Origin of the sequence: Yersinia sp. 1652 StPb PI (assembly GCF_041538345.1) — a bacterium.
GTDB classification, from domain to species: Bacteria; Pseudomonadota; Gammaproteobacteria; order Enterobacterales; family Enterobacteriaceae; genus Yersinia; species Yersinia enterocolitica_E.
Map to the genome: position 1 here is coordinate 2,974,177 of NZ_JAULSM010000001.1, position 16,930 is coordinate 2,991,106.

A 16,930-nucleotide genomic window follows, 5' to 3' on the forward strand; every position below is an offset into this window, starting at 1 on the left:
GATGGAACTTCGCAACAAAAAGATTTCTTTAGATCACTTTATGTCCGAACGTTTTCACGTCTTACAAACGTGGCACACCGGCAAAGACGTTGAGAAATTTGAGGATGGCGTCAAGTATCAGCAAACAATTCCTGAGTCGAAAAATTTTGCCAAAGCGCTGTTTGAAGCTGACCGCCAAGGTATTACCTTAAGCCAACCTCGTGCCGGGGTCGCATTAATCGAAGAACATATCGCGCTGCTGACCGCGTTGCAAAAAGATTGCGACCTCCTGCCTACCACGATTGATGCCTATACCCGCCTTAATCGTTACGAAGATGCGGCCATCGGCATCCAAAAATCTATCGAAGCAGGGACATCAAAACTCAATGGTTTACCGGTCGTCAACCACGGTGTAACAGCTTGTCGCAGCATTACTGAAAGTTTGTCTAAACCGTTGCAGATCCGTCACGGAACACCTGATGCACGGCTGCTGGCCGAGATAGCAATGGCCAGTGGGTTTACCAGCTACGAAGGCGGCGGGATCTCCTACAACATTCCTTATGCAAAACGCGTAACGCTGGAGAAATCCATTCGTGACTGGCAGTACTGCGATCGCTTGATTGGGGTATATGAAGAGCATGGTATTCGTATTAACCGCGAGCCATTTGGCCCATTGACCGGCACCTTAATCCCGCCGTTTGTGTCCCATGCGGTCGCGATTATTGAAGGTTTACTCGCGCTGGAACAAGGTGTCCGGTCTATCACCGTGGGCTACGGCCAGGTGGGTAATATTGTGCAAGATATCGCGGCTATCCAATCATTACGCGAGCTGGCTCATGAGTATTTCCACGCTAATGGCTACGACAATTACGAGTTGAGTACCGTGTTCCATCAATGGATGGGGGGATTCCCGGAAGATGAGTCCCGTGCATTCGCGGTTATCTCTTGGGGGGCCGCAGTAGCGGGGATGGCCGGTGCTACCAAGGTAATTACCAAAAGCCCACATGAGGCCTACGGGATCCCAACTGCCGAGGCAAATGGTCAAGGATTAAGAGCCTCGAACCAAATGCTGAACATGGTTCGTGACCAAAAATTCCCACCTTGTCTGGAGGTTGACCGCGAGGTTGATCTGATTAAACGCGAAGTTCGCGCCGTTATGAACAAAGTGCTGGAGCTGGGTCAGGGCGATATTGCGATAGGTACCGTACGTGCCTTTGAAGCGGGAGTCCTTGATGTGCCATTTGCCCCCGCCACCTGTAACTCTGGCAAGATGATGCCCATCCGCGATAACCACGGCGCAATTCGCGTCTTCGATCCGGGTTCAGTACCCCTGCCTGAAGATGTACTGGCACTCCACCATGATTTTGTTGCTGAACGCGCTAAAGAAGAAGGCCGTGTACCTTCATTCCAAATGATTATTGATGACATTAACGCTGTATCCCACAGTAAATTAATAGGAAGACCATAATGAAAATCAAACACGCTCTGTTCACCGCAGGTTACTCATCTTTCTACTTCGATGACCAACAAGCAATCAAAAATGGCGCGAAATTGGATGGGTTTATCTATCAAGGCAAGCCGGTGACTGAGGGATTCACGTCCATTCGGCAGGCAGGTGAATGCGTCAACATCCAATTAATTTTAGAAAATGGGGCCGTAGCAGTGGGTGACTGTGCCGCAGTGCAATACTCAGGCGCTGGTGGTCGTGATCCTTTGTTTATCGCAGCAAATTTTGTTCCTTTCTTAGAAAAACATATCAAACCCCTACTGGAAGGGCGCGATATCAGTGAGTTTCGCCTGAATGCTCGTTTCTTTGACGACGTGACCATTAATGGCAAACAGCTACATACTGCCATTCGTTACGGCCTTTCTCAGGCATTGTTGGATGCCACTGCGTTAGCCACTGGGCGTTTAAAAGCCGAGGTAGTGTGTGACGAATGGCATCTGCCGCTGGTTGCCAAACCTATTCCGCTGTTTGGTCAAAGTGGCGATGACCGTTATATCGCCGTGGATAAAATGATCGTTAAAGGCGTCGATGTTCTGCCACATGGTCTTATCAACAACGTTGATGAAAAACTGGGGCGCAATGGCGAAAAACTGCGTGACTATGTGAGTTGGTTAGCCAAACGCGTGGCTGAACTGCGCGTTGATCCTAACTACAAACCGAATCTGCATATTGATGTTTACGGCACCATTGGCCTGATTTTTGACATGGACCCAATGCGGTGCGCCGAGTACATCGCCAGTCTGCAAGAACAAGCCGGCGATCTGAGTCTGTATATCGAAGGGCCGGTTGATGCAGGCAATAAACCAGACCAAATCCGCCTGTTAACTGAAATTACCCGCAATCTGGCAAAACTCGGTTCGAAAGTCAAAATTGTGGCCGATGAATGGTGTAACACCTATCAAGACATCATCGATTTTACTGATGCGGGTAGTTGCCACATGGTGCAGATCAAAACCCCTGATTTGGGCAGTATTCACAACATTGTGGACGCGGTTCTTTACTGCAATAAAAAAGGGATGGAAGCGTACCAGGGGGGGACTTGTAACGAAACCGATATCAGCGCCCGCACCTGTGTGCATGTCGCTATCGCCTCCCGTCCGATGCGGATGCTAATCAAACCGGGGATGGGTTTTGATGAAGGGATGAACATGGTGTTCAACGAGATGTCTCGCACCATCGCGCAACTTAATGCAAAGGCTAACTGATATGTCTAAGACCTTTAAAATTCTCTCACCAACGGCCATCTTGGGGTACGGATTCCCGGAAGAGAGCTTTATGAAAGCGATGGAGGAGTCACCTGATTTAATCGCTGTAGATGCGGGTTCCTCTGATCCCGGCCCTCACTATTTGGGTGCCGGTAAACCTTTTACTGACCGCGCTGGAGTAAAACGCGATCTGCGCTATATGATAACCGCAGGGGTGAAAAATGGTATTCCTGTGGTTATCGGTACTGCGGGTGGTTCAGGGGCTGCACCGCACCTGGAGTGGTGTCGCCAGATAATTTTAGAGATTGCCAAAGAAGAATCGCTCAACTTTACGCTGGCTGTTATCCCTGCCGACGTCAGTAAAGAAGTGGTGCACGCCGCCCTTGATGCCGGCAAGATTCAGTCGCTGGATTTTGTCCCTGAACTGACTCATGAAGCCATTGATGCCACAACCTATATCGTTGCTCAAATGGGGATCGAGCCTTTTCAGGAAGCATTGCAAGCGGGTGCACAAGTGGTGTTAGGTGGCCGTGCTTATGATCCCGCCTGCTTTGCGGCGTTACCGATTATGAGGGGATTCGATGAAGGTCTGGCGTTGCATTGTGGCAAGATTTTGGAATGTGCTGCTATTGCAGCAACACCGGGATCAGGCTCCGACTGCGCAATGGGTATTCTGGACGAAACTGGCTTTACCTTAAAAACCTTCAACGAGAAACGTCAATTTACCGAAACCTCGGCCGCGGCACATACCTTGTATGAAAAATCTGACCCATACTTCTTGCCCGGCCCCGGCGGGGTGTTGAACCTGAAAGCCTGTCGCTTTGAAAATGTCGGCAACGGCCAGGTTCGTGTCAGCGGATCAGTGCATGAAAACACGCCATACACCGTGAAGTTGGAAGGCGCACGTCCGGTGGGCTATCGTACCCTGAGTATTGCCGGCACCCGTGATTCCATTATGATTGCCGGTATTGATAATATTTTGGTCGAAGTGCGCAACAGTGTCGAAAAAAACCTCAAAATCGATCCTGATGCGGTGAAGCTCAATTTTCATCTGTACGGCAAGAACGGTGTCATGGGCAAAATGGAGCCAGAGCCGGATACCACTTCTTATGAATTGGGTATTTTGCTGGATGTTGTCGCCCCGACTCAAGCCATGGCTGATAGCATATGTTCACTCGCCCGCTCTACTCTGCTTCATTATGGTTATGCCGGGCGAATAGCTACTGCGGGTAATTTGGCCTTCCCATTCTCTCCGTCAGATATTCGAGCGGGACTGGTTTATGAATTCTCCATTTATCATTTGATGGAATACACACCAGAAGTTGCATTTAAATTCCGCCTGGAAAATGTAACAACCGAAGGAGTGGTAGCATGAAAAAATCAATTTTAGATTTGGCACACGTTGTCAGATCGAAAAATGCCGGTCCTTATGAATTAGTGCTGGATATTTTATTTAAGGATAAGGAGATATATTCAAGCATTAAAGCGTCAGGGCAATTTAAAAAAGAACTGATTGCACAGCTCTATATAATTGACGCCAAATTTGTACACCGCATTGTTTGGTTCGATCCCGCCAATGCTGTCAAGGTGGTCATGCCGCGCAGCCTGGTATCGGGTGCAGTAGGCGATACTGACGTCTATGGTGCTCAGCAACATGCACCATTATTGAAACTCGAGTTTAGCATTTAGTATTTCATTAACTGTAGCAATAGAAAAAACACTCTAATAATCCGGTGCACTGTGCTGCGTCATTCGCTTCGCCCTGCACCGTGATTAATATAGAGGCAAATACAACATCAGCACTGTTATTAATTAAGTTTAGAGCAACGATACCACCCTACTTATAAATGGAATCCTTATGAAATCAAAAAATTTGACCACAATGATCATATTGGGTCTGATAATAGGTATTATTGTCGGATTTTTAATTAATTCCTTTAGCAGCCCTGAGTTCGCTAAATCATACTCATCTGAAATATCTATTTTCACCGATATTTTCCTGCGATTGATCAAAATGATCATTGCGCCATTAATCATCTCAACATTAGTGGTTGGGATTGCCAAAATGGGGGATGCCAAAACCTTAGGGCGCGTTTTCTCAAAAACGCTGTTCTTGTTCATTTGCGCCGCATTCATTTCCATTCTGCTCGGGTTGGTGATTGTTAACCTGTTAAGACCCGGGGATGGGATTAACTTCGTGGCGGAAACTGCCAGCGCTGTTGACGGTATCGCACCGGTACCATTCTCGGCTAAGGTGTTTATCTCACACGCTATCCCAACCAGTATTGTGGATGCGATGGCACGTAATGAAATCCTGCAAATTGTTGTGTTCTCTATATTTATGGGGATTAGCCTGTCCGCCATCGGTGAAAAAGCTACCCCTATCGTTTCGGTATTAGATTCGTTGGCACACCTGATGCTAAAACTCACAGGTTACGTCATGTTGTTTGCCCCTCTGACCGTATTCGCTGCCATTTCAGCCATGATTTCTGAGCGTGGCTTAAGTGTATTAGTCAGTGCCGGTATCTTTATGGGCGAGTTCTATCTCACCCTCGGCCTGCTGTGGCTTATTTTGATTGGTTGTTCAATCCTTCTGATTGGCCGCTGCACGCTGCGCTTAATTAAAGGCATCAGCGAACCTGCGCTGTTAGCTTTTACCACCTCAAGTTCTGAAGCGGCCTTCCCTGGTACGTTAGAGAAATTAGAAGAGTTTGGCGTATCCAACAAAATTGCCAGTTTTGTGTTGCCGATTGGTTATTCCTTTAACCTTGTAGGCTCCATGGCATATTGCTCGTTCGCGGTCATATTTATTGCTCAGGCATGTAATATCCATTTGAGCATGGGTGAGCAAGTCACCATGTTATTGATTCTAATGCTGACTTCTAAGGGCATGGCGGGTGTTCCACGTGCTTCATTAGTGGTTATTGCCGCAACGTTGAGCCAGTTCAATATCCCGGAAGCAGGGTTGATTCTACTGATGGGGGTTGATCCCTTCCTCGATATGGGCCGTTCTGCCACTAATGTGATGAGTAACGCAGTTGGTGCGGCATTGGTTGGGCGTTGGGAAGGTGAACACTATGGTGAAGGCTGCCGTGGCGTGGCAAAAGCGCGCACGGAAACTATCATGGTTAAAGAGATGGCGGTGATTCAAGAGACATTTACTCTCGAGGCGCAGGCCAAGTAATAGCCGCTCTCTGTTTGTTCCCGCTGAAAAAGCAAAAAGCCCAAGCTTGCAATAAGCTTGGGCTTTAAATTTGGCGCAAGGATGGTCTGCTAAAAAGAATGCGAATGCGAAACCAGGCAGCAATATCACGATAGCACTGGGTGTTACTTACAGATAAATGGTGCGTTGATTGTCAGAATAGCGCGCCGCTGGCGGGATGAATAGCAGTAACAATCTGATTTACGATGAGTTTGAGAAACGGGCCACTCTGATGGTGGCCCGTAAACAATGACTAAACTAGAAGTTATATTTAACGCCTACTACGGCAGAGGTATCACTGTAGCCTTTACCCCCCACTTGCTGACCAACGTTCATCCAGAGATTTAACTTAGGATTCCACTGGGCCTCAACACCAACTTTTAGCTCACCAATATTTCTAGTGCCATCTTGCTCAACTAACGTGCCACCCATATTGCCGCCAAAGCTCTTACTGTTATGGATCCAGTTAGCCTCAACGAAGGGTTCAAATACTCGCTGTTTACCTTTATCAATATCACTATAACCATTGATATAAGAACGAAGACCTAAGCGGGTCAGGATATTACCCTCACCTTCACTACTGATCTGGGTGCCACGTGCATCGCTGAAACTATCAGCTTTGACGCCCATCCAGACAATCTGAGCTTTCGGTTGCAGGTAAAATATTCTGTTATTTTCCGGCGATTCGCTCATTTTGAAGGTATAGCCCAGCTCGGCTGAGGCCGTGAAGCCGTTGGACTTATAGCTTTCACTGGCAAGGCTTTCACCGCTGACAGTATTGTTAAACCAGTTATACAGAACCCAGGTATCAACATAAGTGCCGTTCTTATCAGCATCATTATCATACCAAGTGCCATATAAGCCGGCGCTATAGCCATCAACCTTACCTTTGGACCCGATGCTGGTAACACCAGAGTTCGTGTTACTTTGCTGATTGGCATAACCCGCCATCGCGCCTAAATGCCAGCGATTGAGATTATCATCACTCCATTGAGCAATATCCCCGCCTAACTGCAACACGTAACTATTACTCTGGGTTTTCAATTGACCAGAGGTATCACGGGAGCGGTTATGGCTACCAACCTGGCGCATCCACATACTGGTCACTTTCTCTTCGCCCGTTAAGGCATCGATATATTGGGTTTCACCTAAACGATCATGCAGTCGGGTCATAAATAAGGTATTGGCCCCAGCAATATTCGCTGCATAGCTGCTTATCTCAGGCCGTAAAACCGATGGTTTTGACAGATCTGTTGGCGTGGTCGGATCGGTCGGGCCACTGGTCAATTGGCTGGTCAAATACCAGTTGCCTGTATTCACCCCATTGCCACGACCTAAACTATATTCATAAGCCCCGGCAACGATACGGCCATCTTGTGTAAATGTACCGGCAGAGTCACCGCCAACATGCACAACCTCAATACCATTGAGCGTTTCAGCACCCTGACCACCCACATTCGCAACCGTCACTAAAGTATTACCTTGAGTGTTACCGTCAACAATGAGTTTATCTGTCAGTGAGTTGTCATCACCCAGAACAGTATTAAGATACAGATTGCCATTATTTCCCAGATAATCGCCACTGACATGCAGTTGATTACCGACGGAAGTTGATGCCGAACCAATATAGGTTGAACCGCTGTTAATGAGATTGCCGCCCACTCTAAAGGTCGTGGCAGGTGATAATGAACGGGTGAGCGCTCTATCGCCTACATATAACGACCCCAGATTATCGATATTACCGGCAACACCACCATAGCCTGACATAAAGCTATTATCGGCAATATTGACTTGCTGACTGGCTAAAGTCACAGATGTATTGCTATTGCCTAAGGTAATCCCACCCTGATTAATATCGGTCAGGCCGGTGTAAGTCACATTGCCCATTAAGGTCAGCACTGCCTGACCTAATTTAGTCAGGTCACCAACGCCACTGACATTATTTAACAGCGTCCAGTTAGAACTGGTATTCAATACCAACGCTCCATCATCTTCCACATCAGCACTGCCTAGATGTTGAGCCTGAGATGCGGTCAATACAGATGTATTATCAATCTGATAGCGTCCGGAGAATGATGCATTATCTCCTTGTAATACCGCCTGACTGTTGTTCAGTTTAACATCACCACTGTTGCTCAGATTATTAACGAAATGCCCTGTAGCACCCGTCAGATTAAGTTTACCGCCATTATCAATATCACCCGTACCTAAGCCGCTGATATGGTTCAGACTAACTTGAGCAGTATTAGCAATCTCAGTTTTGGCAGAAAGTTGATCATTGGCACCATTTACCGTTAGCGTATTATCCGCAACGGTCAACGTTCCTGCCCCGGTCAAATGACCATTAGAAACACCACCTTGATTGATAGTCAGATGACCACCACTCAAATTAACCCATGTTCCTAACGCGCTTTCAAGCTGACCAATGGTCTGACTAAAAGAGGCCATTTCAAATATGCTTTGATTGTTTAACTGCAATTTTTCGGTATTACCCAGAACGTTATTCGCGCCCATCGATAAGGTGCCGGAGCGAATATCAGTAACACCGGTATAGCTGTTGAGTGTATTTGATAACGAAACAGTATTTCCTGCACCGGTATCGATTGATAAATCTCCGCCACCCACTAATTTTGCACTAAGATCGGCGGCCGCACCTGTTTTCCCACCAGAACTCAGTGTTAAAGCATTTGCACCATCGCTCAATAACTCCACTTGGGTTAAGCCATAGTTCACAAACAAACCATCATTATTATTGGCGCCCGTGGTTAATCGATAATCGTAAGAACCATTAGCAACGTGCGCACCATTTTGCTCGATGTCCGCCATTGTTTTATTGGTTATTACTGTATTAGTCCGATTATCAATTAGCTGTAATGCGCCACCGCTTCCGGTGACAACGCCAAGGGAGTCCGCCAGTTTGAGTAATAGATTGGCATCATCTTGCTCCATTAACGGGGTAACATCGGTCGATGGCGTTGATGGTGGCAGATAGTTTTGAACGCTTTCAATATTAATACCGACTTTGCCGGTACCTGTCAGGTCTAATACATTACTGGTCTGGATTTGACTTTTTTCCGGCTGACCCGGTGTTCCGGTATTGAAATTAACTGTGCCGCCGTCAAAAATTAGCCCGCCGATACTCTGTAGGCTATCACCAACGTAAGTCACACTATTTTGGCCTAATTTCAATGTGGCATCGGTTAGCGCTTGCGTATTGCCCTCTTTCAATTGGAAAGTACTGTGCCCCAAGGCAACCGTACCGGCAAAACTGTCAGCATAGTTATTCGTTGTGAAATCAAAACTCTGACCAGAAGTATTGACGCTCAGTAACCCAGTGCCCGATAAATGGCTATTAAAAGCCACAGCATTATTATTAACAATGGCAAGTTCACTGGTCGCATCAATGCTATAGCCAGTATCAGCGGCATCATCTTTAGCATCACCTAGTGTGAGTAAGGCGTTGTCTAATGTCAGCGTCGAGTTATTTTTTAGTTCAATATCTTCCATGTTCAAAATAGTAGTTTCATTCAGAACACGATAAACAGAATTATCCAGTTGCAGGGTGTCGTGGCCAACACCACCGTTTAGTGTATAGAATAAAGTATCTTGCTCACTAGCGGTGATATCTTTTAAGAAAAAGCGGTCATCACCAGCACTGGTTTTAAAGTCGGTGCCTTCGCTACCACTGACCAGCGTAATACTATTATCCTGGTCGTTGAGTAGATTGACCTGACCGCTGATAATGGCATTAGCCGCATTGGTAAATGCTACCGCAGGGCCAGAAAGCGTTTGCAGGGCTAATTGCGTGACATTTGCCGCTAAGATTTGGCCATAGTTAGTAAAGGTATTTACTTGACCATTATTGATATCAACAACCGAAACACCACTCACTGTGGACTTCGATTCAAGTTTCCCGTGCTGATTCACTGTATTACTGATACCACCAACGACTAAGGCTGAACCACCGGTTGCCTGATTAACATTAATATTTGCACCGCTGGTAACACTGGCAGATGAATTAGTTATCAAACCTTGCCCACTGGCTGAATTAACGTTAATCGTTAGCCCCTCAGTTCCCGCCAGGTTGAGCTCAACATCCGTTATTTTATTTCCGGCTATATTTTTCTCAAATAAGAAGCCAGTGCCGTTAGTTCCATCAACATTAATCGTCACATTATCAGTCTGTGCCAGAGCTGTTGCTGTGCGTATACCCGCCCCAGTACCGACATTAATGACTGCATCGCTCAATTTGATATTACTAATTTCAGCCGTATTCTCTATACCATTACCACTTCCAAGCATATCAATAATTGCACGTTCGATAGCCAAACCTTTTGCGCCAGCTTGTAATAACACACCATGAGCTGTGCCTCCGGCTTTTGTTTGGCCCGTTCCATCCAGTGTCAGTGAAGCACCGTTATCGATTAAATAAGCTGCGGTTTCATCCGTCGCTTCAATCGTGCTGGTGTTATTTACTCGGGCGTTCTCACCTTTAATATGAACGGCAGTGCCTTTAACTTTTATGGCTCCCTGATTATCCAATATTCCATTATCAACCAGCACCCCAGTTTTACCTGTTCCACTAGTTGAAAAATCAAGGCTACCTTTATGAAGCAGAGTCCCGCTGTTACGGGCAATATAGCCAAAAGCACCATCAACAGAATGTGCTGAACCTAATTGGGCATAACTGGTTAAAATAGAGTTAGTGCTGAAACTCTCCGGTACTTCCAGGCCATCAATGCCATAATATTTACCGTCAACAATGCCTGCTGTCGCACCATTACCTGCTACCCGGATAATATCGGCTGTTTCAGTAATTGTGCCGCTTGCGCCACCTTCCACGCGAATACCGGTAGAACCTTCACCGTTAACGTCGATTTTTAGTTTACCCGAAGTAAAGTTACTGGCAGTGCCGGTAGCATTATCCATTCCTGTCACTAAAAATAGAGTGGTATCTTTTGATTGGGCGGTTAGTTGCGAAGATAAATCAATAACATCAGAGCCGATAAAACTAGCCCCGCCATCCAGACGGTATAGTGTTGAACCCTTGGTGGTTAATGTTTGCGCCTGAGATGTGCTATTGAGAATCTGGGATCCCAGACCGTGAACGAAGTAGCCAATCTGGTTATCGCCATCAACGAAATTAACTTGGGCGTTACCTTTGACATCAATCTTGGCACCATTACGGGCATGTACACCGATGGCACCTTCACCTTTCAGATTAACTTGCCCCTCGATCTCTGCGGAAGCATCACTACCTTCAACCCATATACCAAAGTTTCGCGTGCCGTTAGAAATATTGGCACCACCTTCAATATTAATACTGCTATTCGAGCTGGTAGTTGCTGAGGCATTTTTATTGGTAGATAACACCTTTAAAGCAACGGCATTAACACCATTGAGTTCGATAAGACCATTATGATGAATATCAGTATCACCGGTGTTTTCAGCCCACATGGCGACATTTTGTAATGGATGAGTTGATGCATCACCATTAATGATGATTTGACCATTATTCGTCAGAGAGGTGCCGGCATTGTCTCCGGTCGCAATCATTCCAATGGCATTTTCGGTTTTGCTACCAATGGTAATGCGGCCATTATTGGTTGCATTACCTTCAATCAGGCGGATGCCCTGTTGTAAGCGTTTGTTGGCTGTATCACTCACATTTTCTGGATTAGCAATATCATATTGCGCAGCTCTGCCAATATAGATATGGCCGCCAGCTTCATTGGTAAACGAAGAACCCGTACCATCAATAATCGCCCCAGCAAGATCGGCATCAAGAAAATTATTATTAACGCCAATATTCATTATTCCGGTATTACTTGCTATCGCACCTGCCGCAGTCTTAATCAGATAATTGGTGTCGAGAACAGAACTGGCATTCTCCACATAGCTCCATCCGGCCAGATTCATAATTCCGTTATTAATAAAGCGCGCATTTGCCCCCTCAGCGGTGACAGCAAAGCCCTGAACATAAGCTAAATCTTGAGGATAGGGGTTAGGTGATGTGGTATCCCAATTATCACCTACGAGGTAGCCACTCGAAATAATACCGTTATTTGAACCAGTACTATCTTCCATTATTCTCATCAAATAATACTGACCGGAAAGTTGCCCCCCCTGTTCTACTTCAATGTGGGCACCATTTTTAGCTAGCATAGCGCCTAAATTATTGATTCGGGCATCTAACTGCCCACCATCTTTAATAACCCCTTTTGCACCATAACCATCGGCAACAATCACCGCGTTATCACCAATAGACATGGTAACTTCATCTCCAGGGGTGACTGTATAGTTGAAGCTACCTGTTTTATTTGTAAAAGTTACGCCCTGTGCTAAGGCATTATCATAGGCTTGCTGGGATTTTAATTGACCCTGTTTTAATGCCTGGATCAGAACATCATTATAGGCTTTTAACTCAACGTCATTATTGACAGTATAACTGTTGTTATCAAAGCCGATAAAAGTGCCCTGATAGTTTGGTATACTATATTCGAAATTAGTGGTCCCTACTCCAGCCTGTTCTGGGCTCCAGGCTTCGAATACCACCATATTTTTTGATGTCCATTCAACAGTGCTGTTATTCCCTTTAGCTACCGTTAAAAAACTTTGTTTCGCAGCAATTCTTATTTTGTTTTCAGCCGCGGTTGATGGCAACGCAGAATTACCCAGATTAATAGCTAGCGTGCCATTTTCGACGGTGCCGAAACGCGTGTTAATATATTGTTGCCCATTAACATCATGGGGAATGGCCGTAAACCAATAATTAGAGGCTCCCCAGTCTGACGAAGTGATTTTACTACTATCATAGGTTGCAACCACGATATTTGAGCCGGTAATATCATCCCATGTTGTCACGCCCTGGGTTTTATCACCCAACATTAAATGCTCTTGACCATTCGCGTCTGGATAAAGGTCACCAAACAGTTTGCCGGTATAGCCAGACTCACCTTGAATAATCGTAGATGCATCGCCTGTCAGTGTGATCCTGTCACCATTATTGACATAAACTGCACCAAACTCATTGTCGTTTGTCGTGGGGGAATATTTGTTGGTAATGGTGCAACTGCCATTATTACTGACACTGACTCCACCTTGAGTCCCGTCTACCGTTTGGCAACTCGAGGCGTTGGCGGCATTTGAAAAATACAATGCGCCACTGCAGGCAATAATGACGCCTACAGCGACTTTAGTAAGCTTAACTCCACTGATTATATTAACAATATTCATAAAGGAGTTATTTTTTAAATGGTATAAAATTGGCATAACTAGCACTTCCCTTATTATAATATTTAATTATTTTTATTGATGTAATAGTTAGTTATGCCATTACAATAATGTTTGGCATTTTTAACAATTTAATATCAATATTTGAGTCGAACCCTGGATAATAAAATTAATATCAGCTGCGAATGCAATGGCATAACACGCAACCCTTAATGCAATAACCCCCCCTGGCCTTGATGGACTTTACAGAACAACTCCACATCACTGCATACATCCAGCTTCCTCATCGCTGACCGCTTCTGTCCGCTGATGGTCTTTTCACTTTTACTCAAAATCTGGGAGATACTTTTTCCGGTAAAACCCTCGCCAAACAAGTAAATAACAACACGCTCGCATCTCGTCAGACTCACCAGGCGCACATCATTCCCATCACCAAGTTCCCCCGAAATCGGCAGGGCAGTCGCAGGCTTTTTCGTCAAGGCCCATGAGATGAGCGCCTCCCTGATTTTTTGTTTAATGTCAGTGGCCTCGTCATTTTTATAGAGAATGCGCACCACCTCATCCAACACCATCTCGCGAGGCTGGCGAACATGTCTTGACTTGAGAATGATGAAAACACTCGGGGACCAACGTTGATTAAGCCTGATCGTCTGTTCGAATGCCTGACAAAAATAGGTGTTGTCTGCATCAATAAATACCAGCCGCGTCTGGGTATTCGGGGTACCGCTGAAGGTAATTTGACCGTTGTTCACCTCATTACTTATTCCTTGCTCAGTATGATATTCCGCCAGTGTTTCGCTGAGCAGAATAAACAGACCGTGCCGAAAGTAATTATCTTTCACATCAATAACGCAATTAAACATCCCCTCCCCCTGGAATAAAATTATCCTGGCGGTAGAAAATGAACATGCCAGGTTAAATGTAATTATCTAATGAATTAATTCCATCTCATACACTCTGTATCCAGAGAATAACAACCCCCGCCATAGGAAAATATCGCCCTAAAATATAGAGCTTATACACTCGCAGAATAAAGAAGAGTGGTCATTAATACGGAGGAAAATATTCACTTGATAATCGTCTCACCACACATGTCGCATACAACAGATACTACAAGCAAACTCATTTATAACAAAATAATTGATCGTCACATCCCATTGCATAAAATAAAAAACCATTATGTTGATATGATGTAGCAATTAACAAAATAAAACACTACTTACCATGAGTCAGACAGACCAATAGATCACAAAATATAATTTAACAATATTTAAAGCTAGGCATTAACGTTATTACCTATTTCCTTTAAAAAGTTCACAAAAGAAAACCACACATAGGAATATCCTCAGATATCGATTAATCGATAATTATTAAATAATCATAAGAACCTTGTTATATAAGGTATTTATTTTTAACCACCCATTTTATATGGCATAAATCGACAGACAGCGAGGCCTTCGTCCTACACGATAATAAATCATGTCCTACAATAAATATCTGAATTTACCCAATAAAAGCACCAATATTTTCCTCGGATTTAATGGGAAAATGGTGGCATATAAAACTACATGGTGAAGTAAATCACGAAAAAAACGGGGTTACTCCCGATGGGGGGCTGTCATCAGGGATGAATTACATACACAAAAACAGATAAAAAACGATCCCGGGCAACAGGGGCGATATGACATACCCGAAAAAAACACAAACAAAAAAGCCCAAGCTTGCGATAAGCTTGGGCTTTAAATTTGGCGGAAGGATAGAGATTCGAACTCTAGGACCTGTTACAGTCGACGGTTTTCAAGACCGTTGCCTTAAACCACTCGGCCATCCTTCCAATGGGCAGCATTATCATCTATAGCGCGATGATATGTCTAGTGTTTCATTCAGAAAAAATTGAAATTCGATTCGTTTGGTTAAACTTCACACCAAAATTGGTCAAAAAAAGTCTGTGCGGCTAAAAATAGTGCGACTTTTGATAAACCATCGGCTGTTTTCAATGCACGTAAGAGCTGCCTTCGGCGGATAAACATCCTGCCCTAACAATACCAGCCTGATGACCGACACAAAAAAAAACGCGGCCAGGTGACCGCGTTCTGCCTCAGAACTTATCCTGTAATCAGAATTAGAACTGGTAAACCACACCAACAGCTACGATATCATCAGTGTTGATACCGGCGTTTTTGGTAAAGGTATTTTCATCCAACAGGTTGATTTTGTAATCAACGTAGGTGGACATGTTTTTGTTGAAGGCATAAGTTGCGCCGACATCAACGTATTTCAACAGATCCTGGTCACCATAGCCGTTGCCAAGGTCTTTACCTTTGGATTGCAGGTAAGCCACGGATGGACGCAGGCCGAAATCAAATTGATATTGAGCCACTAACTCAATGTTTTGCGCTTTGTTAGCATAACCTGCATCGGCATTGTTATTGCCGAAATCACCGAAGCGGGTCAGGTTATAAGTCTGAGTATAGTTAGCCGCCAGATAGACATTGTTGGCATCGTATTTCAAACCACCGGTGTATGCATCTGCACGGTCACCGTGACCAAATTTCAGGTTATTTTGATCAGTAGTACGCAGAGAACTGGCCATCGCCGCAGAAGCGCTCACCCCCCAGCCCAAATCGTAAGATACGGACATACCGTAACCATCACCATTCTGCCCTTGTACATCACGGCCATTATTGGTTTCAGTACCGTTACCATTTTTGCCCTGATATTGCAGCGCAAAGTTCAGGCCGTCCACCAGACCAAAGAAGTTGGTGTTACGGTAAGTCGCCATGCCGTTACCACGTTGAGACAGGAAGTTATCCGCACCATATGTATCGCCACCAAACTCTGGCAGCACGTCAGTCCATGAAGTTACGTCGTACAGCACACCGTAGTTACGGCCGTAATCCAGAGAACCGTAATCCGCAAATTTCAGCCCCGCAAAGCCAACACGGGTGAAGTTGCCTTGATCCTGACTTTCAGCTTTATTCAGGTTTGCCTGATATTCCCACTCGCCATAACCGGTCAGTTGGTCATTAATTTGTGTTTCGCCTTTTAGGCCGAAACGCATGTAGGACTGATCGCCATCGTTGCTTTTATTGTCAGAGAAATAATGCAGACCATCAATTTTACCGAACAAGTCCAGTTTGTTGCCGTCTTTGTTGTAAATTTCAGCTGCACCTGCACTACCTGCGACTAATAAAGCCGGAACCAGCAGAGAAAGAACTCGAAGTTTCATCGTTATTATCCTCTATTATTAGATTTGATTATGCCACTGCTCTTTCGAGCAATTAATCCCAATGGGGTTTCTCTATTGTGGGAATAAGATTAGGATTAATCTATACAGAAAATGCTACTAAGTGACGGATAATGTTTCATATGTCCAATAAAGTATTTCAGAATGTAAATACTGGCGAACTTTAACAAATATTAAAAACACCAAAAATATAGCACTTATAATCAAGAACAAATACAATTTACATATAAAACAACAAGTTGAAAAAATATATCAGCAGCACAAATTGATAAGTAAAATACAATAACCGAGGACTATAATACATCCGCTATCATCATTATTTTTACTTTTATTCACATTATGGCTTATGTGGCCAGATAATTAGTTAGTGTTACGGCCGGTCTTTGACCGGCTTTTTTATTGCCAATAATATATAGTTAAGTATATTTATAGTGAGCGCGTATTAACAAGATGAAATAGTAGCCGAATAATATAGTTTCATGATTTTATTTAAGCACAAATAGCTTAAAAATATCCGAACAGTGATTATAATGCCCTATGGATGACCGTTCAATTAT

At 44.7% G+C, this 16,930-nt stretch carries 8 protein-coding genes and 1 tRNA gene; 5 read left to right on the forward strand and 4 right to left on the reverse strand.

The annotated features are described in order from the left end of the window. The first annotated feature begins 1 nt into the window (after position 1). The 5 genes from Q2T71_RS13665 to Q2T71_RS13685 all read left to right on the forward strand — a co-directional run bounded on the left by Q2T71_RS13665 (position 2) and on the right by Q2T71_RS13685 (position 5,875). A complete protein-coding gene (locus Q2T71_RS13665; RefSeq protein WP_372559925.1) occupies positions 2–1,447 on the forward strand; it encodes a methylaspartate mutase subunit E in 1,446 nt (481 codons plus the stop codon). Continuing rightward, positions 1,447–2,691 carry a methylaspartate ammonia-lyase gene (locus Q2T71_RS13670; protein WP_372559437.1) on the forward strand — a complete coding sequence of 415 codons (1,245 nt, stop codon included), beginning with the start codon at positions 1,447–1,449 and terminating at the stop codon, positions 2,689–2,691. Before Q2T71_RS13665 ends, Q2T71_RS13670 begins: the two co-directional genes overlap by 1 nt. 1 nt (position 2,692) lies before the next feature. Beyond that, the gene (locus Q2T71_RS13675) at positions 2,693–4,066 is read left to right on the forward strand and encodes an acyclic terpene utilization AtuA family protein (RefSeq protein WP_083158308.1); all 1,374 of its coding nucleotides are present in this window, start codon (positions 2,693–2,695) and stop codon (positions 4,064–4,066) included. Next, positions 4,063–4,380, forward strand: a complete 318-nt coding sequence (locus tag Q2T71_RS13680) for a DUF4387 domain-containing protein (RefSeq protein WP_372559438.1) — start codon at positions 4,063–4,065, stop codon at positions 4,378–4,380. Before Q2T71_RS13675 ends, Q2T71_RS13680 begins: the two co-directional genes overlap by 4 nt. Before the next feature lie 169 nt (positions 4,381–4,549). After that, the gene (locus tag Q2T71_RS13685) at positions 4,550–5,875 is read left to right on the forward strand and encodes a dicarboxylate/amino acid:cation symporter (protein WP_083158306.1); all 1,326 of its coding nucleotides are present in this window, start codon (positions 4,550–4,552) and stop codon (positions 5,873–5,875) included. 276 nt (positions 5,876–6,151) lie between these two features. Here Q2T71_RS13685 and Q2T71_RS13690 read toward each other — a convergent pair whose 3' ends face one another. The 4 genes from Q2T71_RS13690 to ompC all read right to left on the reverse strand — a co-directional run bounded on the left by Q2T71_RS13690 (position 6,152) and on the right by ompC (position 16,355). After that, the gene (locus tag Q2T71_RS13690; RefSeq protein WP_372559439.1) at positions 6,152–13,165 is read right to left on the reverse strand and encodes an autotransporter outer membrane beta-barrel domain-containing protein; all 7,014 of its coding nucleotides are present in this window, start codon (positions 13,163–13,165) and stop codon (positions 6,152–6,154) included. Positions 13,166–13,335: 170 nt separating this feature from the next. Next, positions 13,336–13,989, reverse strand: coding sequence for a LuxR C-terminal-related transcriptional regulator (locus Q2T71_RS13695; RefSeq protein ID WP_372559440.1), 654 nt, complete (start codon positions 13,987–13,989; stop codon positions 13,336–13,338). Positions 13,990–14,872: 883 nt separating this feature from the next. Further along, positions 14,873–14,960, reverse strand: a tRNA-Ser gene (locus Q2T71_RS13700). 288 nt (positions 14,961–15,248) lie between these two features. Next, complete coding sequence (ompC, locus tag Q2T71_RS13705) at positions 15,249–16,355, reverse strand: porin OmpC (protein WP_083158305.1); 1,107 nt, start codon at positions 16,353–16,355, stop codon at positions 15,249–15,251. Between the last annotated feature and the right edge of the window lie 575 nt (positions 16,356–16,930).

Bases quoted from the DNA above. Each gene is read 5' to 3' on its own strand.
- Q2T71_RS13685 (WP_083158306.1), top strand. From the start codon at position 4,550: ATGAAATCAAAAAATTTGACCACAATGATCATATTGGGTCTGATAATA.
- Q2T71_RS13675 (WP_083158308.1), top strand. From the start codon at position 2,693: ATGTCTAAGACCTTTAAAATTCTCTCACCAACGGCCATCTTGGGGTAC.
- Q2T71_RS13680 (WP_372559438.1), top strand. From the start codon at position 4,063: ATGAAAAAATCAATTTTAGATTTGGCACACGTTGTCAGATCGAAAAAT.
- Q2T71_RS13665 (WP_372559925.1), top strand. From the start codon at position 2: ATGGAACTTCGCAACAAAAAGATTTCTTTAGATCACTTTATGTCCGAA.
- Q2T71_RS13690 (WP_372559439.1), bottom strand. From the start codon at position 13,165: ATGCCAATTTTATACCATTTAAAAAATAACTCCTTTATGAATATTGTT.
- ompC (WP_083158305.1), bottom strand. From the start codon at position 16,355: ATGAAACTTCGAGTTCTTTCTCTGCTGGTTCCGGCTTTATTAGTCGCA.
- Q2T71_RS13695 (WP_372559440.1), bottom strand. From the start codon at position 13,989: ATGTTTAATTGCGTTATTGATGTGAAAGATAATTACTTTCGGCACGGT.
- Q2T71_RS13670 (WP_372559437.1), top strand. From the start codon at position 1,447: ATGAAAATCAAACACGCTCTGTTCACCGCAGGTTACTCATCTTTCTAC.